This is a genomic window from Luteitalea pratensis, assembly GCF_001618865.1.
GTDB lineage: Bacteria > Acidobacteriota > Vicinamibacteria > Vicinamibacterales > Vicinamibacteraceae > Luteitalea > Luteitalea pratensis.
The window spans coordinates 6,535,779-6,555,766 of sequence record NZ_CP015136.1 but is presented as its reverse complement, the minus strand read 5'-3'; the positions used below and the strand labels follow the sequence as shown (position 1 = coordinate 6,555,766).

The window sequence follows — 19,988 nt, the reverse complement described above, 5'->3', positions numbered from 1 at the left end:
ACGCCGGCACACGGCTGCCCCTGGTAGGGCCGGCTCTCCGACTTGTCCGCCGTAGCATTGGCGAAGGTGGAGCCCGGCCCATCGTTTAAGGAGATTTCCCGGTCATGGCCATTCGTGTCCTTCATGTGGGACTCGGTCCCATCGGCGTCGGCGTGGTTCGGCAGTGCGCATCACGCAAGGGCTTCAAGATCGTCGGCGCCGTCGATCTCGATGCTGACAAGATCGGCAAGGACCTGGGCGAGGTCGCCGGGCTCGGACGCACGCTCGACGTGAAGGTGGAGAGCAAGCTCGCAGCCGCGATCAAGGCCGGCAGGCCCGACGTCGTGGTGCTCTGCACGAGTTCATCGCTCTCCAAGGTCGCCGACCAGGTCGCCGACGTCCTGAAGCACAAGCTGCCGATTGTCTCGACGACCGAAGAACTGGCCTACCCGTGGTTCTCGAACAAACGCCTGGCAAAGAAAATCGACGTCCTCGCGCGCAAGGCCAAGGTGGCCGTGCTCGGCACCGGTGTCAACCCCGGCTTCACGATGGACGCGCTGCCGATCACCCTGACCGGCGTCTGCGAGCGCGTTGATTCGATTCGCGTCGAACGCATCCAGGACGCGTCCATCCGCCGCCTGCCATTCCAGCAGAAAATCGGTGCCGGTCTGACACCGGAGGAGTTCGCCGAGAAGGTGCAGGGCGGGGCGGTGCGCCACGTCGGCCTCACCGAGTCGGTGGCGATGATCGCCGACGCGATGGGGTGGAAGCTCGAGAGCATCACTGACGTGATTGGCCCCCGGATCGCCGCCCAGGCCACCAAGAGCGAGTTCCTGGCCGTGCAGAAGGGCCAGGTGGCGGGCATCACGCAGACAGGGACGGGGTACGACAAGAACGGGCAGGCGCTGATCACGCTCCACATGGAGGCGTACCTCGGCGCCCCCGAGTCCTACGACGCCGTCATCGTCAAGGGATTGCCCGACTTGCACATGAAGATCGCCGGTGGCGTGCACGGCGACATCGCCACCGCCTCGATCACCGTGAACTCCATCCCCAAGGTCCTCACCGCGCCCGCCGGCCTCCAGACGATGCGGAGCATGGTGATACCGTCGTGGTTTGGAGGGAAGACACGGTAATTTCAAGAATTTCAGACGTTCACAATTTCATTGGCACCGTCAGCAGCTCGAACAATGGCGGTGGTGGTGAAATTCTGAAATTCTGAAATTCGCTAGCCGCCTGCGATCACATCGTTGTCGTCGACCGCCAGCCGTACGAGGAAGGCGCCGAGCATCAGCAGTGGCGCCGGGTCCGCGAGCGCGCGCGCGGCCGGTTCGACTTCCACGATCGTCTCGGCTGGCAGCAGCCCCGTGGACCGGAACGTCAGGACCGGGGCGCCGTCTTTCGCTCGCCTGAAGGCCCACGCGTCGCCGGCGGTGCCGAGCGCCCGCCACTCGACCGGCTCGCCGTCGGGAAGATCGAGCGCGCCGTCGAATGACTCGCCTTGCCGCATCAACATCGGCGGATGGCGGCCGTCTGCCGGGGCCATCTGCACGCCGAGGTGCAGGACACCGCGCCGATGCAGGTGCCAGACGCCGCAGCTGGTGAGGCCGCTGGCCCGTCCATAGCCGCCGAATCCGAGCGAGCCCACGCACGTGTCACCGTCGAACAGCCAGGCCATGCGGCGCCGGTTGTGCGCCCACCGCAGGCCCGATGGCAGGGGATTCGGAAGAGGATGTAGCTCCGGGGTCATCTATCGAGGTCGGACGAGAACGCCAGAGGACTTGTTCACTTGGCTTCGTACTTGCTGATGTTGAATGGCAGGAGCGCAGGGATGAGCCAATGTCCACGTAAGAGGGCGCGTGTCGCCGGAGTCGTCGTTGCCGCCGGGCTTGCGGTGTCGTGTGCCACCAATCCGGCGACCGGCAAGAAGGAATTCAACCTGATGAGTGAGGCCCAGGAGGTCGCGCTCGGCAAGGAATCGGACGCCCAGGTCAGGCAGGAAATGGGTGTCGTCAACGATCCCGCGCTGCAACGGTACGTGGACGGCGTGGCCCGCCGCCTGGCGTCGGGTACCGAGCGTCCCAGCCTGCCGTGGACGTTCGCGGTCGTCGACTCGCCCGCGGTGAACGCGTTCGCACTGCCCGGTGGGTACGTCTACCTCACGCGGGGCATCCTCGCTCACCTCAACAGCGAGGCGGAATTGGCGGGAGTCCTGGGTCATGAAATTGCGCATGTGACTGCCAGGCATTCAGCCGCGCAGTACAGCAAGCAGACCGCAAGTTCGGTCGGCCTGCTGCTCAGCCAGATTTTCGTGCCCGAGTTGCGGCCATTCGGACAGGCGGCGGAGCAGGGACTCGGCCTGCTATTCCTGAAGTTCGGTCGAGATGACGAGTTGCAGGCCGACGACCTCGGGGCCGGCTATGCCACGGCGCAGGGCTGGGATCCGCAGGGCGTCTCGAGCATGCTCGAGACCCTCGGGCGGCTGTCCGAAGGGACGGACCGCAAGGGCGTCCCCAACTGGCTCTCGACGCACCCGATGCCTGCCGACCGCATCGCCCGCCTCGACCAGCGCGTCGCGGCGTTGCGTTCGCAGGCGACGCGCGAGTTGTCGGTCAATCGCGCCGCCTACCTGCAGCACGTCGATGGCCTGATGTTCGGTGACAATCCGCGTGAGGGCGTGCTGCGCGGTAATGCGTTCCTGCATCCGGACATGAAGTTCCGACTCGAGTTCCCGCAAGGCTGGCAGGTGCAGAACACGCCGCAGCAGGTCGTGGCGCAACCGCAGGGCGGTGGCGCTTACGTGTTCCTCCAACTGGTGTCGCAACCGCAGGGGCGGTCACTGCAGGAGGTCGCCGCGGCGGACCTCGGGCAATCGGGGCTGCAGTTGGTCGAAGGCGGCGAGACGCGCGTCAATGGCCTGCCGGCGTTTGTCGGGACGTTCCGCGGCCAACTGCAGAACATGGGCGACGTCGTGCTCAGGTCGGCCTGGATCAGTCACAACAACCAGGTCTTCCGGCTGGCGGGGTTGTCCTCGGCCAGCGCCTACCGCCAACTGCAGCAGGCCGTCGATGCCAGCGTGCGCTCGTTCCAGCCCTTGAGCGCTGGCGAAGCCGATCGGATCCGACCCAACGTGATCGAGTTGTACACGGCCAGGTCCGGCGACACCTGGCAGTCGCTGGCCTCGGGTCCGGGTCACAGCACGGTCAAGCCCGACACGCTCGCCGTGATCAACGGCTACCCCGTGCAGGAGCGCCCGCAGGCAGGCGATCGCCTCAAGATCGTCGTCGAACAGCGATGACGGCAATTGGAAATTGCAGAATTTCAAATTTCAGGATTTCATTACCACAGTCGGCGCTCGACGCCTGACGGTGGTAGTGCAATTTTGAAATTCTGAAATTCTGCAATTACCCGTGCACTCGAATCTTCTGTGTCTCGAACAGCGGGTTGGTGCCATCGCGGCGGACCACGGCCAGCAGCGTGACGTCATCATCGAACTGGCCCTGCGTCCAGGCCGCGATTGCGGAGAGCACATCGTCGCGCAACTGTCCGGCGCTCGTGTGCGGGCGGTCGACCAGTTCCAGCAGTCGCGCCATGCCGAAGTCCTCGCCATCGGGGCTGCGGCCTTCGGTCACGCCGTCCGTGTAGAGCAGCAACCGCGCATCGCCGCCGAGCAGCACGCTCGCGTCGCGGTAACGATGCGTGCGCAGCAGGCCCAGGCCCGGGTCACCGAGGCCGAGTTCGTGCGCCGCGCCATCCGACGTCAGGACCGGTGGGTTGTGACCGGCATTGGCGTAACGCAGTTCGCCGGTGCGCAATCGCAGCACGCCGTAGAAGAACGTGACGAAGCGTCCCTTGCGCAGGTTGGAGGCGAGGGTCTCGTTGACGCGTGTGCAGAGGTCGGCCGGGCTCACGTCCGGACCCGCCAGCGCCTTGACCGTCGCCTGGAGGTTGGCCATCACGAGCGATGCGGCGAGCCCCTTGCCCGCGACGTCGGCGACGCAGATCGCGATCGCCTCGGTCGACAGCCACCACGCATCGTAGTAGTCGCCGCCGACGGCAAGCGCCGGGTGCCACGCGCCCGCGATCGAGAACGCGTCCGGCTGGGGCAGTTGCTGCGGCAACAGCGCGCGCTGGTTGTCGAAGGCTTCCTTCATCGAGGCATCGTGCTGGCGCGCCTCGATGTCGGCGATGGCCATCGACGTCTGCGCCGCCAGCGAGGACAAGATCTCCATGTCCCGCTCCTGCCACGACTCGTCCGATCGCTTGCGGCCCAGCCCGAGGACGACGGGGATGTCATCGCCCTGGCGCACGGGCAGCAGCGCCTCGATCCCGAGCTGCTCCCAGACGCGGGCTTCGTCCATCACCATCGTCACTTCGGCCAGCATCGTCGGGCCGAGCAGGTCCTGCGCACGCTGGGTCAGGAACGGCAGCGCCTCGAAGGCCGGGCGGGCCGTCGGATCGGGTGAATGGGCGGCGAGGAACTCGGGCTGATCCTCACGGCGCCTGAACACGTACGTGGGGCCGTGCGGAATCGCCTCCTGCAGGGCGAGCACGAGGCGGCGTTCGAGGTCGTCGCGGCGCGACATCGAGCGCAACTCCTGGCCGTGCCTCGCCAGCACGCCCACCGGGTCTGGCGTGCGCTGGTAGAAGTGCTTGTCGACGCGGCGCTGCACGCGGCGGCGCAACGGCTCGAACAAGGACACCGCCAGCAACGTGATCAGGATCGTGGTGACGCGATTGCTGTCGGCCGCTCCACCGACCGCCGTTGCCAGCAGCAGGACGACGGCGAAGGTGCCGATGTACACGCTGGCCGTCGTGAGCAGGTAGAAGAACGTCAGGCGGATGATGAACCTGATGTCCATCAAGCCGTAACGCAAGACCGCGGCCGCGAACGCCAGCGGGATGACCGAGTACGCCACCCACGTGGAGATCTCGAAGACCGAGAACAGCCACGGCGGCGGCGCGGTACCGGTGACGAACGACAACCCGATGGAGAGCAGCGAGAGCAGCACCGCGATGCCGAGGGCGAGCGCGATGCTCATCAGCGGCCAGCGGATCTGCTGCCGCATCTCCTCCGTGCTCAGTCGCCACGAGCGCCACATCGCGATGCCGCACGCAATCGGATACGCGATGCCGACGCCGATCGCGAACAGGCCCACGGCGCAGGCGAGGAGCAGCCCCGCGAGCAGGCCGGCCGTCTCGCGTGCCCGCATCTGCACGAGCACGATCGTCGTGAGCACGGCCGCCATGTAGGTCAGCGCCACCATGACCCCGAGCCAGAACGCGTTGTCGAGGAACCAGGACCGCCAGGGGCGCGCGCGCAGGCGGGTCCACCAGACCCGCAGGGCACCGGCGCTGGCCAGCGCCGCGACCACCAGCGCCACCGCCGGGCGCGCCGCCGCGGGAATCCAGCCAAGCAGGAGCAAGACGACGACCGGCGCGGCGATCCAGCCAACCAGCGTCGGGATCAGGTAGGTCCAGCCCAGTACGCGTCCAAGGGGCACGGGGGCAAGACGCGGCTGCGGAAACAGCGTCAGGAAATGCAGCAACGTCGGGTTGATGACGAGCGCGCACGCGTACGTGATCGCCAACGCGGTCAGGTTGAAGCGGGTGAACGCGTCAGGCAGCGGCATCACGCTCTCGGGCGCCTGGCTCAGGCCCGGCACCGAGTAGTTCAGCATCGACAGGCCGAACGTGCAGCCGAAGAGCATGAACAACATCGCCCGGGGATCGTGCGGCCGCCACTTGAACACGAGCGACGGGATGCCGAGGAACAGCGCGAACACCAGCAGGACGCGGATGGCCACGCCGGCCCATTGCCATCGACCGGCGAGCACCGGCCGTGCCGAGAGGCGCCGTGTGAGCGGCTGGCCATCGCGTTCGATGTCGAAGGTCACGACCTCGCCGGGGAAGAGCCGATCGTGCCGGGCAATCAAGGCACGGGTGTCGGTTACCGCGATGCCGTCGACCTGCAGCACGCGGTCGCCGACGCGGAGGTCGGCGTCAGCCGCGGGGCTGTGTGCCCGCACCGCCCGCACGACGACGGTTGCGCCGCGATCGGGCCGGCGCAGCATGGTGCCGCCCCGGCTGATCTGCACGCCGAGCGTCGGCCGGGTGCGGGCCCGCACCAACGCGACCACGACCCAGAAGGAGACCGCCGCCAGGGCGAGGAGCACGAGCGTGGCGAGCAGGCGGCGATGACGCAGCATCGCCGCGGTGACCGCGTCGTGCGTCACCTCCGCCGGCACCTGGGCCGGGGCGGTCATGGGGAGAATTGTATGGCGAGGCTGCGACGAACCCCACACGAGCACCATCTGGCCGCTGGCGGCGTGCCTCGTGGAGCGTTGGCGGCGCGGCGATTGCACCGGGGCGCGCGTTACCGATCACTGTAGAACTGCCCCCGGTACGGAGAGTCCACATGTACGGAGTGTCGCCAACGAAGCGATTCGATCATCTCGAACTGGCTCGGACAGAGCATGCCGTTGCGTGGCACTGCCCCTTGTCACTTCGCCGATGCCCGTCGCCGTCAGACGCGATGCCTGACGATGATGTCGACCGGTACACGCGTGGGGAGTGGAGCCAAGAATGCGGGGCCGGTCGCAGCAGCGGCGGCGCTGAGGCCCCTCGCGCTGCTCGTGATGGGCGCCGGAGCCGCATCGACGAGCGCCGATCCCGACCTCTGGGGACACTTGCGTTTCGGGCTGGACATGCTCAGAGACCGTGCGCTGCACGCAGCGGACCCTTACTGGTACACCTCCGACCGCCCATGGATTAACCACGAGTGGCTGTCAGAGCTGCTGTCTGGCGCGGCTTACCAGGGAGCGGGCACGCGCGGGTTGAGCGCGCCGAAAGTGCTCGTGTGTGTCGCGCTCTTCGCTCTCGTCTGGAATACCGTGCGCGAGCAGGATTTCGCGTGGCGCTGGAGCGGAATGGCGGTCGCGGCCTAACGCGCGAGTGGCGCGGGCACATGGCTATCGCGAAGACGTACGGACGCCGCGGTCCTTCGTGGCTGCTCGGGCCGAGCTTCCTCCCTTGGGTCTCGCGCGGCATCGCATGCAGCTGTTTTCCGGGTCCGCAGCAACGCTGCTCTTCTCGTCTACGGCGTCGCGTCGGGCTCGGACTCTGCGCCTCGGCGCAGCACCATCACGACGCAGGGGATGTACATCAGCAGCGTGATCCACCATGCGCGCATGTGCATCAGTTGCAGGTAGTCCATCTGACGGTCGCGTGACAAAACGATCCAGCTTGCGACGACGAGCCATCCTGCTTCGGACCAGCGCTTCGGAACGAGGAAGAGCGGCAGTGTCTCGTAAACCATGGTGGTGTGCGGGATGCACCCAAGGGCAACCAGCAGTCGCGCTTCGGGGCGTCGCCATCGCAGCAGTGCCAGCAGGATCAGCGGCCCGCCCGCCGTAACGTGGGAGATCGGTGCTGTCATGTGGTACGCCGACGGCAATGCGGCGAGCCAATCGAGTGGCCAGCGTGGCATCAGGAGGAGACTGCCGCACGCGAGCGCAGCACTCATCCAGAACTTGCGCCACGATGGGTACGCCATGAAGAGCGCGGTACCTATGGACGGCTTGCAGGCCAGGGCCCATCCCATCGAAGGCAAGAGGGCCGTGGCCATCATCAACGGTGCCCACTGGGCGGTCCTGACGACGCTCGCCGCGCCGGCCGATGCGAAAACGAACCATCGGTATGGCGCGCCACGCTCTTCACTCAGCCCCCATGCGAGTGTCGCGGCCGACAAGCCGACGAACAGCGCACAGGCCCACCGCAGCGGCATGACTGAGAACGGCACCGACACCAGCACGGCCGGACCCGGGTACAGCAGCGGGAAGGGCCAGGGGAAAGCCTTGCCCGGGCCGACGACGTCGTACGGATTCCGGCCCTCGACCAGTCCGCGCGCGGCATGCCACAGCTGCGTGAAGTCGGTATTGGTCAGCACCGATGCCTGGCCTTCGAGCGCCAGGATCGTCGATACGATCGCGACGGCCACCGTGAGTATGATGCGCTGGACGATCCGCTCCGCGGCGGGCGAGAGTTGTCGCGGCTTCGCGGTCGGGTGAGGCACCTGCAGCTGGATAAGAGTGCTCATGACAAGGGTGGCCTGCTCGCCGGCAGGTACATCTCCCGGCCTTCCGCAATGCCCGCCAGACGGTACTGCCTCCGAACGACACGCATCACCGCATCGAGCGCGGGCGTCTGGTATTTGTCTCCGGGTCGGAAAATGACCAGCGCCGGCGGTCGTGTGCGGATGAGCCTGAGGACGTCCTCGACCTCGCCAGGGCTCTGCATGCCGAGCGCCGAGTTGTAGAACCGTACCGGATTGGTCCGCTCGGCAAGAAAATAGAGCTGCGCGTCGTTGGGCAGCACCAGCAACGTCTCGCCAGGGGCCACCTGAGTCCTGATGATTGCGACCAGCCGGTCGTACTCGCGCACATCCTCCTTGGGAAGCGAGAAGGACGCCCGCAGCCCGGCCAGTGATCCGAGGGGCGGAGGTGTCACGCGTCGACCGTGCAGGATGTCGAACGGTGGACGGGTCAGGGGCTGGCCTGCGTGTGAGACGAACCCGACGACGCCTACCAACAGCGCCAATGCTCCGCCTGCCACTTGGGGCGCGACGGTCCCGACCGCTGCGAGCCGCCAGAGCAGGGCGGCGATGGTCGCGCCGGCGGAGTAATAGAGGTACAAGGGTCCTTCGAGCAGCAGCGATACCATCGCGAAAAACATCGCGATGATTCCCGGTGCGATCGCGGTGGCGTCCGTCCGGCGACGAAGGTCGTGCCAGACGACGGCGCCATTAGCCGCCGATCCCAGAGAAAGCGCCAACCAGTACGATCCGTTTGCTGCGTCGCCGATGCCGGCGGGTGCCATGACCAGTTGGGCCGAGACTAGCGGTGTGAGGGCGTACCAGCCGACGCCGCCGAAGAACGGGAGTTGCGTCTCGCCTGCGGCTCTGGCGACGATGTCGGTGAGCCAGCGCGTGGTCGAGCCGAACCACAGGTGGTACGCCAGCATGGGGGCCATCACCGGTCCGGCGCCGGCCAGGACGTGCAGGATGAGTCGCCGCGCCGCTCGATCGGGTGTCTGCAGCGACAGCGCGTTGCGCAGCAGCAATGCTGCCGGCCAGGACGCGATCAGCAGCAGGCCCCCCGGACGATAGGCCGACGTTAGGGCGACGTAGCCGATCAGTCCCGTAAGCATCAAGGCTGACAGCGCCCGACCAAGGCGCGCACTCGATGGCGCGAGCCTATCCTCAGCCTCGAGCAGCGCGACTGTCAGCAGACCCATCGCTGCCCACGCACCAGACAACTGCCGCAACATCGTCATCAGGCCGACGATGCCGCCGGCTACGACGAGCCGTGCACGACTCTCCCTGGGTGTCGCAACCAGCCACCACGAAACGACGATCGTTAGCGACAAGCAGTACCAGTTGGGGTTGGGGCTGAAGAACTGGACGAGCCCGACGCCGGCCGTGGCGACGGTGCCAGCGGTCGCGAGCGACAAACTGCGCCGCGCGAGCAGCGAGAACGTGAAGACCGACTGCACCAGCGCCGCGAGCACGAGCGGATAACGCAGTGACACCATGTCGGTGCCGAAAATGTGGAAGGCGAGCACGTGCAGGCCATGGATGTAGCCGGGATGGATATCCTGGACGTCCCGGTGCAGTACGTCGCCCGCCTGTACGCGCTCCGCTATGTGTGCGTAGAAGCCATCGTCGGTCGCATACCAGAAGCCATCGTGCATCGCCCACAGCAACGCCGCGTACGACGCGCACAACACAAGACAGAGCACCCACGCAGTTGCCCGCCGACGCCCGGCCTGTCGCTCAGCTGTCAGTCGGGACGTGATCACGGCGCAGTCGTATGCCGGCTCGCTTCCCCACGGCCGCCGTTGGTCTCGCGCAGTCGTTCGCCCCACGCCTTGAAGGGGTACAGCATCTGCCCCAGCGTTCCCTTGCCCATCTGATCGGTAACGCCGAGCGGCACCGTGCAGAGCCCTGGCACGTGATAGGTTCCGAACGCGTAGTCCAGGAAGGCGAACACGGTGGCGAAGTTACTGCCAGCGCCGACGACGTCGCGTGCGTGATGCCACCGGTGCATCACCGGGGAGACGAACACGTATCGCAGCGGTCCGTACATCCACGGCAGGTCGGCGTGGATGAATTCACCGTAATAGTGACGCACCACGAAGTTGGCAATCAGCGCCCATTCGGGGAAGCCGCACACAGCGAGCACACCCAGGTCGACTATGAGCGTCGTCACGCGATTCAGGGGATGGAAGCGCATGATGGTCATCCACGTCATGTGCGCGTCGCTGTGGTGGATGGCGTGTGTCGGCCACAGCAGCCGCGTATGCTCGATCCGGTGCCTGGCCCAGGAGATCAGGTCGCCAACGAACACGACGCCGACCAGCGTGACCACGGCCGGCAGCGCGTGCCAGCGGGCGGGCGCCAGGATAGCCAGGGAGTGTGCCTCGATGCCGTTCTGGATCCCCTGGGCGAGCACGGCTACGATGGGCGCCACGAGCAGCGTGTCGAGGAAGTGCAGCGACAGGTTCAGCCTCACGTCCTCGAACGCCCGCTCGAACACCGGGAGCGCTTCGCGGCCCTTGAGGAACAGGGCCAGCAGCACGAAGAAGACGGTGGGCGGTATCAGGATGACCACGGCGCCGCTCAGTGACTGGAGCGCAGCGCCGATCAGGTGGAGTAAGCCGTCGTCCATGAAGTTCCTGCCTATTGTTCCGGGGCTCGGTAGCCGCCACGGCTCCTGACGACGACGTCGCCGGCCCTGCCTTGCAGCGTGACTTGCCGCCAGCGTCCGTCGCGGGCGCTGTTGGTGGAGACATACGAGAGGACGTAACGACGGCGCAGGTCCTCGACCACCCGCGTGTACTGTTCCCCGAGTTCCGACGCGGCAGCCGGGAAGTAGGCCGCGCCGCCAGAGGTCTGTGCGAGCCTCTCGAGGCTCGCGCGGTCGACGTTGGGCCCGAGGCCGATCGCGAAAATGGCGGCATCGACCTCTCGGATTTGATCGAGTACCCGCGCCAGCGTGCGGCGACTGCCCGGTCCGGTGCCCGCGGCGTTCTCGTCGCGCCCATCGGTCATCACCACGATGGCCTTACGGCCCTCGCTGGTGGCAAGACGATCCAGGCTGATCGCGATCCCATCGAGCAGCGCCGTGCCGCCGGACGTACGATACGAAGCGATGCTCTGCCTGGGAATCGCCCGCGACAGCGTGAGATCGGTAATCATCGACGCGTCGTCGCTGAAGGTCACGATACCGATCCGATCTTCGTCACGAACAGCGTCCACGAAGCTGAGTGCTGCCGATCTCACCTCGGCTTCGGTGCCACGCATGCTGCCGCTCTGGTCGAGGGCAATCAGGATGGACACCGGTGCCACCGCCTCCTGGAACGATTCGACGGCCTGCAGCACGCCGTCCTCGCGGACCTCGAGATCGTACCGGCCGAGCATGACCGAATCGCTCGCGCGACTGACGGCGGTGAACTCGATGACGGGCTTGATCGGCGCTGGCGCCGGCGCAAAGTAGCCCGCTCGCGTCTTGACCGCATATGTTGCGATGTCGGTCGTCAAGGTGATCGCCCGCCACTTGCCGTCATGCGTCTGGTTGGCCGGTGTATAGGTGAGCAAGTAGCGGTGGGCCACGTCGTCCTGAATATGCTCCTGGACCAGCGGCAGTTCGGCGTCCCGCGCCGGGAAAAACGCCTTGCCGCCGGTCTGCTGCGCCAACTGCTTCAGGACGTCTCGACCGCGGAAGGACATACCCGCCACTCCACCGATCCCGACGGTGTACAACGTGGCGCTGGCGCGGCGGAGAGCGCCGACCGACTGCTCGACATCCGTCGTACTGTGCTCGTCGTAGCCGTCGGTGATGAGGACGACGATCTGTCGTCCGGGTGCGTTCTTGATCCGGCTGGCGAGGTCGCCGAGTGCGTCGGCGATGGCAGTCCCGCCACGCGTGTGCAGCCCCTCAATCGCGCTCGAGAGCGCGTCGAGATCGCGCGTCGGTCCGGTGATGGCACCAAGCGAGCGCGCGAACGGAGCGACGGCGAGGGTGTCGTCCGGACGCAGGAGCGACGCGAGACGACGCAAGGCGCGCCGGACGAAGTCGAACCGGCTCGACATGCTCTGGCTTGTATCCACCAAGAGCGTGATCGTCGTGGGCGCGCGGCTCGGTTCGGCCAGTTCGATTTTCTGGGGCACGTCCTCTTCCCTGAGCGCGAACCGCTCGCGGGTGAGGCCGGCCACGTATCGCCCGTCTTCATCCAGAACAGCGACATCGAGCAGCACGCTGGCCACGCTCGTCTCGTCGGTGATGTCGAGCGCGGGCAGTGACAGGCGATGCTCGGCGACGCGCCCGGTGGAGTCGACCGCCTCAGCCCGCAGTTCGATTGGAACGAACGGATTGTCGTCCACCCACTCGACCGCGAAGATCGGCCCGCTGACGTCTTCACCAATCCGCGTGTCGCCAGCATAGAAGGTGACTTTCTCGACGGCCGTGCCTGTCGCGGCTGTGGCACGGGCGACGATGCGGATGGGGCCACTCGACGACAGGCGTCCCTGTGGCGAAGTGATCTCCACCGTCGCATCCTGCGCGTACGCCCCGACGCCGCGAAGGACGGCGACCAGCAGCGTGACGAGCAAAGGATGTCGTCTCATGCGGCGACAGGGATGGCCATGGGCAGAGGGGCGATCAGTGCGGCGGAGTGCCACGCTGGTCCGGCCGGACGAAGTAGACCTCGCATGCTGCGTCGAGCAGTTCCCGGGTGAGCGCCTTGGGCTCGCCGCGATACTCCGCCAGCAACAGCGCGTGCGTGATCAGGTCGCGAGGATGGCAGCCACGCACCGGCTGCGCGTAGCGACGGTAGTAACCGTCGAGCAGGTGTTCCACCAGCCCGCGGTCGAACTCCACGCCTGCGACCATGCAGTAGTCCTTGAAGATGCGCGCGAACTCTTCGGACGTCGGGCCGGCGATGTAGACCTTGGCGTGAATGCGCCGCAGGAACGCCTCGTCGACGAGTTCGTGCGGGCGCAGGTTGGTCGCAAACACGATCAGGGTCCGAAACGGCACCTCGAATGCCTGGCCGGTGCCGAGCGTCAGGTAGTCCACCCGACTCTCGAGCGGCACGATCCAACGGTTCAGCAGCTCCGTGGTCGAACAGCGCTGACGGCCAAAGTCGTCGATCACGAGCACACCGCCGTTGGCCACCATCTGGAGTGGCGCGCGATAGTAGCCGCCCGGGCTCCGCCCGAGCATCAGCGACTCGAGGGTGAGTTCGCCTCCGGCAATGACCACCGGCCGACGGCACCGGATCCACCGCCCATCGGGCTGGGATCCGAGATCGAGCGGCGGCCTCGTGTCGGAGCCGGGGTGGCCGGCAGTGGCGGTGGCGCTGCCGTTCACGACCTCATGGGTCACGGGGTCGAAGACGCGGACGATCTGCCCTTCGACCTCGATGGCGTGCGGCACGGCGAAATCACCGTCCATGATGTCGCGGATGCCACGGGCAATTTGTGTCTTGCCGTTGCCCGCCTCACCGTAGATGAAGAGGGACGTCCCCGCGTTGACCGCCGGTCCGATCTGGTCGAGGACTGATTCGGGGACGACGAGATGGGGGAACGTCCGGCGCACCCGTTCGGGGTTCGCTGAATGAGGGGCCGACCGTGAGAATTCCTCGACGTACTGTCGGTACTGCTGAAGCGGCACCGGAGCAGCGCCGACGTAGGCATTCGATTCCAGGAACAGCACGGCACGGACCCGGCCTGCATCGGTGATGCGGTAGCGGTAGGTCGCGCCGCCGAGGAACGACCCCCCGACCACTTCCAACTGCCGCTGCGCCTTGAGCCCGTCGAGGGCGGGCTCGATGACCGGCCACAGCAAACCCAGGCGCTGCGCCATGTCCGAGCCCTCGAGCTCGCCGGAAAAGTGCAGCTGCTTCAGCACCAGCTGCGTGACCAGGTCCAGTGACAGGCCGGCCTCTGCGAGCGAGCGCGGTGCTCGCGGCATGGAGCGCCACGTGGCGTCGTGAGCGATGGGAAGAGTGAGCATACGCGTGGGCAGGCGGCCGCGTGCAGCCGCGTGCGTGCACGCGGCTGCCACGAGGGCGTCTAGCTATTCGTGCCGAAGCCGCGCGCGGCGGCGCATCAGGTACAGCACCAGAACCACGGCGGCGAACGCCACGAGAACCAGCTGAGTCGTCGTCAGCATCATGAAACTCCTTTGTCAAGTCGCAGGGAGACAGCCTGCAGTACAAAGTCCCCGCCGGCACATGCCCGCGCCTAGACCTAATCGGCCGCAACCTGTCCGAAGAACACTCGAACGAACTGAATGACCGCAGGGCCGAGTGTCACGACGTACAGCGCGGGGAAGAGACAGAAGACCAGCGGGAAGACCAGCTTCACGCCGAGTTTGGCGGCCTTCTCCTCGGCGCGCTGACGGCGCTTGGTGCGGAGCACGTCGGCGTGGGTGCGTAGCGCCTGCGCGATACTCGTCCCGAAGCGATCGGTCTGGACCAGCATCGCCACCAGCGACTGCACGTCCTCGACCTTCGTGCGCTCGGCGAAATTGCGGAACGCGTCCAGGCGCGGCTTTCCGGCTCGAATCTCGGTCGTGATCATGCCGAGTTCGGTGGACAGCCGCGGATAGCTGATGGCGAGTTCCTCGGTCGCCTTCAGGATCGCCTGGTCCAGGCCGCTGCCGGCCTCGATGCACACGATCAGCAGGTCGAGCGCGTCTGGCAGCCCGTTGCGAATCTCTTTCTTGAAGCCGCGAATCAGGTGTGACAGGTACAGCCCCGGTATCACGTAGCCCACGGCGGCGAGCACGAACGCCAGGATCAAGCCGGCGCTGAACCCCAGCCAGAGCAGCGGGATCGCCCCGAATATGAGCGGCAAGGTGATTTCGACCAGCACGAAAATGGCCGCCGGCAGGTAGCCGTGGAAGCCGCCCAGCGCCATCTGCCGCTGCAGCCGGCCCATGTCCTTGGGCGACTTGGGCACCAGCTTCGCCAGTCGCTTCTCGACGCTGCTGAGGTCGTCAGCGGCCAGGGACGGACCGGGATCCACCACCAGCCCGGTGGACACCCCTCTATTCGTGATCCCCTCGAGCCGCCTCCGCTCCGGCGCCAGCCGATTGAGCACGGCGAACCCGCCCAGCGTGAGGAAGCCGGCCACTGCCACGAACACGCCGCCGACCAGCACTATCATTTCGGAGTTCATTGTCAGTACTCGATGTTGACCAGCTTGCGAATGATCAGGCAGCCCATCGTCTGCAGGACGACGGCGCCGGCGATCATCCACAAGCCGATGATGTCGCCCAACAGCATCTCGATGTGCGACTCGCTCACCACCATGAACGCCATCGCCAGCGCGGGCGGGAGGCCCATGAGCACGTACCCGGTCATACGACCGTGCGCCGAGATCACCCGCACCTGCCGCTTGACCTTGAAGCGTTCGCGGACGACGGTCGCGAGGTTGTCGAGGACCTCCGCCAGGTTGCCGCCTGACTCGCGCTGCGTCAGCACCGCGGTCACGAAGAACTTGGCGTCGAGCAGCGGGATGCGCCTGGCGAAGTCACGCATCGCGTCGCTGAGTGGCATGCCGAAGTTCTGCTCGTCGTACAGACGCTTGAACTCGCCACCGACCGGCTCCGGGCTCTCGTCGGCCGCCATCGACAGTGCGGTCGTGAACGCGTGTCCTGCCCGCAGCGCCCGCGCGATCAGGTCGACGCTCTCGGGGAACTGCTCCTCGAAGGCGCGGATCCGCCGGGTCGCCTTGAAACGGACCACGACGATTGGTACGTAGAACGCGACCGCCGCCACTCCCAATGCCACCAGCTCGTATCCCGTCAGCACTTCCACGACGACGAACGCCAGGACGCTGGCGATGCTGCTCGTGGCCAGCAGCGCGCCCACGGTGAGCTGCAGGTTGGCGTGAGCGATGTGCTCGCCGAGCGGCCTTGTGATAATCGTGAACGGAAGCAGCAGGTTGTCCACGAGTGGCAGCGCGGTCAGATCGCGGTCGCCGCGTAGCAGCGACGACGCCCGCTTGCGCGGCGCGCGCCCGCCCTTGCCGAGCTGCTGTTGGAGCCGGGCGTGGACGGCGTCTCGCCGCGCGTCCTCGGGGCGCAGGATCGCCGTGTAGAACACCCCGAACACTACGCCCAGGACGATGAGGAAGACGATAGCCGGAACAAGCATCGCGAGTCCTACGCCACGGCCTTGACGTGCTCGAAGAGCGAGAGCGGCAAACTGTGGCCGGCCGTCGCCAAACGCTCAGCACACCGCGGGCGGATGCCCGTCGCACGAAATCGTCCGCGCACCCGGCCCTCCGGAGACAGTCCCTGCTGCTCGAACACGAAGATGTCCTGCATCGTGATCACGTCGCCTTCCATGCCGGTCAGCTCGGAAATCGCTGTGACCCGACGAGCGCCGTCGGCCTGCCGTGCCACCTGCACAATCAGGTCCACGGCTGAGGCGACTTGCTGGCGGATCGCCTTGTCGGGCAGGTTGAAACCCGCCATCGCCACCATGGTGTCGAGGCGGTACAGCGCGTCGCGCGGCGTGTTGGCGTGAATGGTCGTGAGACTGCCGTCGTGGCCGGTGTTCATCGCCTGCAACATGTCGAGCGCTTCCTCGCCTCGGACTTCGCCGACGACGATGCGATCGGGCCGCATGCGCAGCGCATTGATGACCAGCTCGCGCTGGCGGACGGCGCCCTTGCCCTCGATGTTGGGCGGGCGGGTCTCGAGCCGCACCACATGACGCTGGCGAAGCCGGAGTTCCGCGGCGTCTTCGATCGTCACCACGCGCTCTCGTTCGCTGATGAAGCTCGAGAGCACGTTGAGCATCGTCGTCTTGCCCGCACCCGTGCCGCCAGAAACGATGACGTTGAGGCGGCTCGCGACGCACTTCTCCAGGAACTCCAGCATCGGTGCGGTCAGTGCATCGCGCGCGACCAGGTCGTTGGCGCCGAGGCGGTCGGTCCGGAACCGGCGAATCGACATCGACGGCCCGTCGAGCGCCAGCGGTGGGATGACCGCGTTGACGCGCGAGCCATCCGCCAGACGCGCGTCCACCATCGGGCTGGACTCGTCGACACGACGGCCCACGGAGCTGACGATGCGCTCGATGATTTGCATCAGATGACGGTCGTCGCGGAAGACGAGCGACGTTTCTTCGAGTCGTCCCTCGCGCTCGACGTATATCAGGTCGTGACGGTTGACCAGGATGTCCGAGATCGTCGGATCGGCCAGCAGCACCTCCAGCGGGCCGAGACCGAACAACTCGTCGAGCACGTCGCTGACCAGGGCCTCACGCTCGAACTGACTCAAAGGGACGGTGCGTGACTCGTCCTCGAGCATGCTCTGGATGATCGTGCGGATTTCCGGCTCGGCCTCCTTGCGCTTGACTGAGGCGAGCCGTTCGAGGTTCAGGCGGTTCAGCAGGCCCTGGTGAACGCGGCCCTTGAGGTCCTGGTACTGCGGATGGCGGACGTCGATCGACGGCCCGAGTGCGCGCGCGTTGAAACCAGTGGATTGCGTCATGGTCTAGAGCACCTGTGAGGTTCGACGAAGGGTGAGGCGGCCCAGCAGCCCCGCGGACGGTGGTGCCTCGACGGGAGGCGGCCGCAAACCTGCCAGGCTGATCGCCATGCTCTTCAGGGCGACCGTGAGCTTGTTGGGTTCGCCCATCGCGATGGGCTGTCCCTGGTTCACCGCCCTGACGGCGGCGCGATAGTCGTTCGGCACGACGTGCGAGACGGGAAGTCCAACCACTCTGGCGATGTCCTCGGTGCCGATTTCGGCGGCCTTGTCGAATCGCGCCAGAGCCAGGATCAGCCGGTCCTTGCCGTACCGCTGCGACAGCGCCTCGACCAGCCGCGCGCCATTGCGGATCGCACTGAGTTCCTGGTTCACGATGATGACGACCTGCTGCGTGTTGTCCAGGCCATCGAGAATGCTGAGGTCGGTGCGCGGCACGTCGAGGACGACGTACTTGTAGGTTCGTGCCGCGAACTCGACGAGCGCGCGCACGCGGTCGGCCCCAGGCGACCCGATGACGTGCCGGTCGGAGGACGCCAGCAGGTCGGGTCCCTTCTTCACCACGACCACGAGGCTGCGGAAGTAGGCCTCGTCGAGGCGGTGCGTGTTTTCGAGCGCATCGACCACCGAGAAGCGCGGCTCGGCACCCAGCTGCAGGGCCGCGTCCCCCTGGGCAGGGTGCAGGTCGATGAGCAGCGCCTCGCCCGGCGCCTCGCGAGCGAGCACGGTCGCGAGGTTGACCGCGATCGTGGTCGCTCCCACGCCGCCCTTGCCGCCGACGACCGCAATGACCTGGCCGGCGTTGTCCGGTTCCTGAGCGTTCCATACCCGGCCCACCGCGGCCTCGAGCGCCGACTGCGTCAGCGGTTCTGGCACGATCTCGGTGACTCCCGAGCGCATCGCGTCGAGCATCAGCGTCGGATCCAGATGAGTAACGACTAGCACGACGGCGGTGTTGGGATGGTTGCGGCGCAGCACGGCCACAGTCGGCGGAAGCACGCTCGCGTCGCGCAGGTCGATGATGACGACCTGCGAGGGACGCGCCGACGGATGCGCGAGCGCCAGAAGGTCGGAGGCCGCCATCGACGTCACGCGCATGCCAGCTGAGCCGAGGTGCGTTTCGAGGTCCCGGCCGCGGGCCCCGATCACAGCGATTTGTGGAAAGGTGACGACGCTCATCGGACGAGAATGATCTTTCTGAGGAAATTCGCGTTGTTTGCCGTGCCGCTGCCGAGCGTGCCGTTGGCCGGGTAGTAGGTGACGCGGCCGATGACGTCGTTGCCCTGCATCCGTTCGATGAAGAAGCCGACCAGACGAGTGATTTTCAGGTTAAAGCGACCCGTCGTCTTGTCCTCACCGAAGTACTTCTCGTCCAGGTACGCCTGGACGTCGAAGACCGGCAGCGGCACGATGCGGAGGCTGGTGCCCGTGCTGGGGTAGCCGGCACAGTCCTCGTTGGCCGACGCGACGTGCCCATCGGTGCATTTCCAGACGGCTTCCTCGCCATTCATGAGCGTGTCGGCGGCGATCAGGTTGTCGACGCCGTGCTTGGTCGGGCCGATCATGTTGCCCGGCTCGACCTCGACGCCTTCTTCGGTCGAAAGCACGTCACCGATCGCGAACTGGTGAGGGTTACACTCCTCGATGTTCTCCTGATACACGTTGCCGCCCGTCCCTCCGATTGAAATCGGCAGGAAGAAGCCCGGGCTGATCGTGTCCTGTGGGCTCCCGACCTTCAGCTTGACGCGCAGACCGATGTCGTCCGGGACCTTGTAGCCCATCGAGGGCACGTACTCGTCCAGCGTCTCGACCGGCCCGAGCAGCTCGCCTTTCAGCGCGCCCGACTCGTAGTAACGATTGAACGTGTCGTCCATCGTCCACGTGTCGATGTCCTTCGGAGCGTCGTCGTCGATGCGATCGAGCCACTTGTCGGGGATGGCCCACGGCCGCACGCAGCTGGTCGTGGCGCCGACCGCGACCTGCGCGGTGGCCGTCGCCTGAACCCCCTGCGACGTGACCCCCACGAGGTTGCCGAAGAACGTCGGCAGCGGTGACCGGCCCTGGCGGCGGAACACCTCGACCCGCACGCACTGATCCGGCACGCCCGGCGTGAGGGGCGGGCAGGTGATGATGGTGATGTCGTCGGGGGTGACGGAGGGCGCCTGCCCCCACACGAGGTGCTGTTGCGCCACGGAGACGCCGACCGCCTTCACGCGCGCGGTGAGAGTGGTCATGTCGGTGAGGTCGCCGTAGGCCAGCGAATGCGCCGCGGCGAGGGCCGCGGCGTCCGCCGCGTTCTGTGCCTGGCGACGTGCCACCCACAGCACACCGTAGTCGATGGTGAGCGAGCTGAACGCCAGCAGCCCGACGAGGGCCACAGCCACGTGGACCAGCACCGCCCCGCGATCATCCCGCCAGATTGCACGTCTCATCGCGCGTCTC

The 19,988-nt window shown here is 66.6% G+C and carries 15 protein-coding genes; 3 read left to right on the top strand and 12 right to left on the bottom strand.

Annotation, left to right across the window (positions count from 1 at the left end; genetic code table 11):
- Window positions 1-104 precede the first annotated feature (104 nt).
- Window positions 105-1,115: an NAD(P)H-dependent amine dehydrogenase family protein gene (locus tag LuPra_RS27620; protein ID WP_110173751.1), complete on the top strand. Its 1,011-nt coding sequence runs from the start codon at window positions 105-107 to the stop codon at window positions 1,113-1,115.
- A 92-nt stretch (window positions 1,116-1,207) separates the two neighbouring features.
- Here the strand turns inward: LuPra_RS27620 and LuPra_RS27615 are convergent, their stop codons facing one another.
- Window positions 1,208-1,657: a hypothetical protein gene (locus LuPra_RS27615; RefSeq protein ID WP_110173750.1), complete on the bottom strand. Its 450-nt coding sequence runs from the start codon at window positions 1,655-1,657 to the stop codon at window positions 1,208-1,210.
- 153 nt (window positions 1,658-1,810) lie between these two features.
- Here LuPra_RS27615 and LuPra_RS27610 point away from each other — a divergent pair, with 153 nt between their 5' ends.
- Window positions 1,811-3,277 carry a M48 family metalloprotease gene (locus LuPra_RS27610; RefSeq protein ID WP_157899766.1) on the top strand — a complete coding sequence of 489 codons (1,467 nt, stop codon included), beginning with the start codon at window positions 1,811-1,813 and terminating at the stop codon, window positions 3,275-3,277.
- A 106-nt stretch (window positions 3,278-3,383) separates the two neighbouring features.
- Here LuPra_RS27610 and LuPra_RS27605 read toward each other — a convergent pair whose 3' ends face one another.
- A complete protein-coding gene (locus tag LuPra_RS27605) occupies window positions 3,384-6,245 on the bottom strand; it encodes a SpoIIE family protein phosphatase (protein ID WP_162472847.1) in 2,862 nt (953 codons plus the stop codon).
- A gap of 279 nt (window positions 6,246-6,524) precedes the next feature.
- Here LuPra_RS27605 and LuPra_RS27600 point away from each other — a divergent pair, with 279 nt between their 5' ends.
- Window positions 6,525-6,926: a hypothetical protein gene (locus LuPra_RS27600; RefSeq protein ID WP_110173747.1), complete on the top strand. Its 402-nt coding sequence runs from the start codon at window positions 6,525-6,527 to the stop codon at window positions 6,924-6,926.
- 149 nt (window positions 6,927-7,075) lie between these two features.
- Here LuPra_RS27600 and LuPra_RS27595 read toward each other — a convergent pair whose 3' ends face one another.
- The 10 genes from LuPra_RS27595 to LuPra_RS27550 form a co-directional block, all read right to left on the bottom strand.
- On the bottom strand, window positions 7,076-8,077 hold the full coding sequence (locus LuPra_RS27595) for a hypothetical protein (RefSeq protein WP_157899764.1): 1,002 nt from the start codon (window positions 8,075-8,077) through the stop codon (window positions 7,076-7,078).
- Window positions 8,074-9,837, bottom strand: coding sequence for a hypothetical protein (locus LuPra_RS27590; RefSeq protein ID WP_157899763.1), 1,764 nt, complete (start codon window positions 9,835-9,837; stop codon window positions 8,074-8,076). Before LuPra_RS27590 ends, LuPra_RS27595 begins: the two co-directional genes overlap by 4 nt.
- Window positions 9,834-10,706 (bottom strand): sterol desaturase family protein, encoded by an 873-nt coding sequence (locus tag LuPra_RS27585; protein WP_110173744.1) that lies wholly within the window; start codon window positions 10,704-10,706, stop codon window positions 9,834-9,836. The genes LuPra_RS27590 and LuPra_RS27585 overlap by 4 nt, the downstream gene beginning before the upstream one ends.
- 11 nt (window positions 10,707-10,717) lie before the next feature.
- Complete coding sequence (locus LuPra_RS27580) at window positions 10,718-12,664, bottom strand: VWA domain-containing protein (protein WP_110173743.1); 1,947 nt, start codon at window positions 12,662-12,664, stop codon at window positions 10,718-10,720.
- A gap of 34 nt (window positions 12,665-12,698) precedes the next feature.
- Complete coding sequence (locus LuPra_RS27575) at window positions 12,699-14,012, bottom strand: ATP-binding protein (RefSeq protein ID WP_157899762.1); 1,314 nt, start codon at window positions 14,010-14,012, stop codon at window positions 12,699-12,701.
- Between the two features lie 278 nt (window positions 14,013-14,290).
- The gene (locus LuPra_RS27570; protein ID WP_162472846.1) at window positions 14,291-15,211 is read right to left on the bottom strand and encodes a type II secretion system F family protein; all 921 of its coding nucleotides are present in this window, start codon (window positions 15,209-15,211) and stop codon (window positions 14,291-14,293) included.
- A 14-nt stretch (window positions 15,212-15,225) separates the two neighbouring features.
- Window positions 15,226-16,203: a type II secretion system F family protein gene (locus LuPra_RS27565; protein WP_110173740.1), complete on the bottom strand. Its 978-nt coding sequence runs from the start codon at window positions 16,201-16,203 to the stop codon at window positions 15,226-15,228.
- Window positions 16,204-16,211: 8 nt separating this feature from the next.
- Window positions 16,212-17,549, bottom strand: a complete 1,338-nt coding sequence (locus LuPra_RS27560) for a TadA family conjugal transfer-associated ATPase (RefSeq protein ID WP_110173739.1) — start codon at window positions 17,547-17,549, stop codon at window positions 16,212-16,214.
- A gap of 3 nt (window positions 17,550-17,552) precedes the next feature.
- Complete coding sequence (locus LuPra_RS27555; RefSeq protein WP_110173738.1) at window positions 17,553-18,725, bottom strand: CpaE/TadZ family protein; 1,173 nt, start codon at window positions 18,723-18,725, stop codon at window positions 17,553-17,555.
- Complete coding sequence (locus LuPra_RS27550; RefSeq protein ID WP_110173737.1) at window positions 18,722-19,978, bottom strand: pilus assembly protein TadG-related protein; 1,257 nt, start codon at window positions 19,976-19,978, stop codon at window positions 18,722-18,724. The genes LuPra_RS27555 and LuPra_RS27550 overlap by 4 nt, the downstream gene beginning before the upstream one ends.
- Between the last annotated feature and the right edge of the window lie 10 nt (window positions 19,979-19,988).

What these genes read in the sequence shown, in the direction of transcription:
- LuPra_RS27620 (WP_110173751.1), top strand. Translation starts at nt 105, where the DNA reads ATGGCCATTCGTGTCCTTCATGTGGGACTCGGTCCCATCGGCGTCGGC.
- LuPra_RS27615 (WP_110173750.1), bottom strand. Translation starts at nt 1,657, where the DNA reads ATGGCCTGGCTGTTCGACGGTGACACGTGCGTGGGCTCGCTCGGATTC.
- LuPra_RS27610 (WP_157899766.1), top strand. Translation starts at nt 1,811, where the DNA reads ATGAGCCAATGTCCACGTAAGAGGGCGCGTGTCGCCGGAGTCGTCGTT.
- LuPra_RS27605 (WP_162472847.1), bottom strand. Translation starts at nt 6,245, where the DNA reads ATGACCGCCCCGGCCCAGGTGCCGGCGGAGGTGACGCACGACGCGGTC.
- LuPra_RS27600 (WP_110173747.1), top strand. Translation starts at nt 6,525, where the DNA reads ATGATGTCGACCGGTACACGCGTGGGGAGTGGAGCCAAGAATGCGGGG.
- LuPra_RS27595 (WP_157899764.1), bottom strand. Translation starts at nt 8,077, where the DNA reads ATGAGCACTCTTATCCAGCTGCAGGTGCCTCACCCGACCGCGAAGCCG.
- LuPra_RS27585 (WP_110173744.1), bottom strand. Translation starts at nt 10,706, where the DNA reads ATGGACGACGGCTTACTCCACCTGATCGGCGCTGCGCTCCAGTCACTG.
- LuPra_RS27580 (WP_110173743.1), bottom strand. Translation starts at nt 12,664, where the DNA reads ATGAGACGACATCCTTTGCTCGTCACGCTGCTGGTCGCCGTCCTTCGC.
- LuPra_RS27575 (WP_157899762.1), bottom strand. Translation starts at nt 14,012, where the DNA reads ATGCCGCGAGCACCGCGCTCGCTCGCAGAGGCCGGCCTGTCACTGGAC.
- LuPra_RS27570 (WP_162472846.1), bottom strand. Translation starts at nt 15,211, where the DNA reads ATGATAGTGCTGGTCGGCGGCGTGTTCGTGGCAGTGGCCGGCTTCCTC.
- LuPra_RS27565 (WP_110173740.1), bottom strand. Translation starts at nt 16,203, where the DNA reads ATGCTTGTTCCGGCTATCGTCTTCCTCATCGTCCTGGGCGTAGTGTTC.
- LuPra_RS27560 (WP_110173739.1), bottom strand. Translation starts at nt 17,549, where the DNA reads ATGACGCAATCCACTGGTTTCAACGCGCGCGCACTCGGGCCGTCGATC.
- LuPra_RS27555 (WP_110173738.1), bottom strand. Translation starts at nt 18,725, where the DNA reads ATGAGCGTCGTCACCTTTCCACAAATCGCTGTGATCGGGGCCCGCGGC.
- LuPra_RS27550 (WP_110173737.1), bottom strand. Translation starts at nt 19,978, where the DNA reads ATGAGACGTGCAATCTGGCGGGATGATCGCGGGGCGGTGCTGGTCCAC.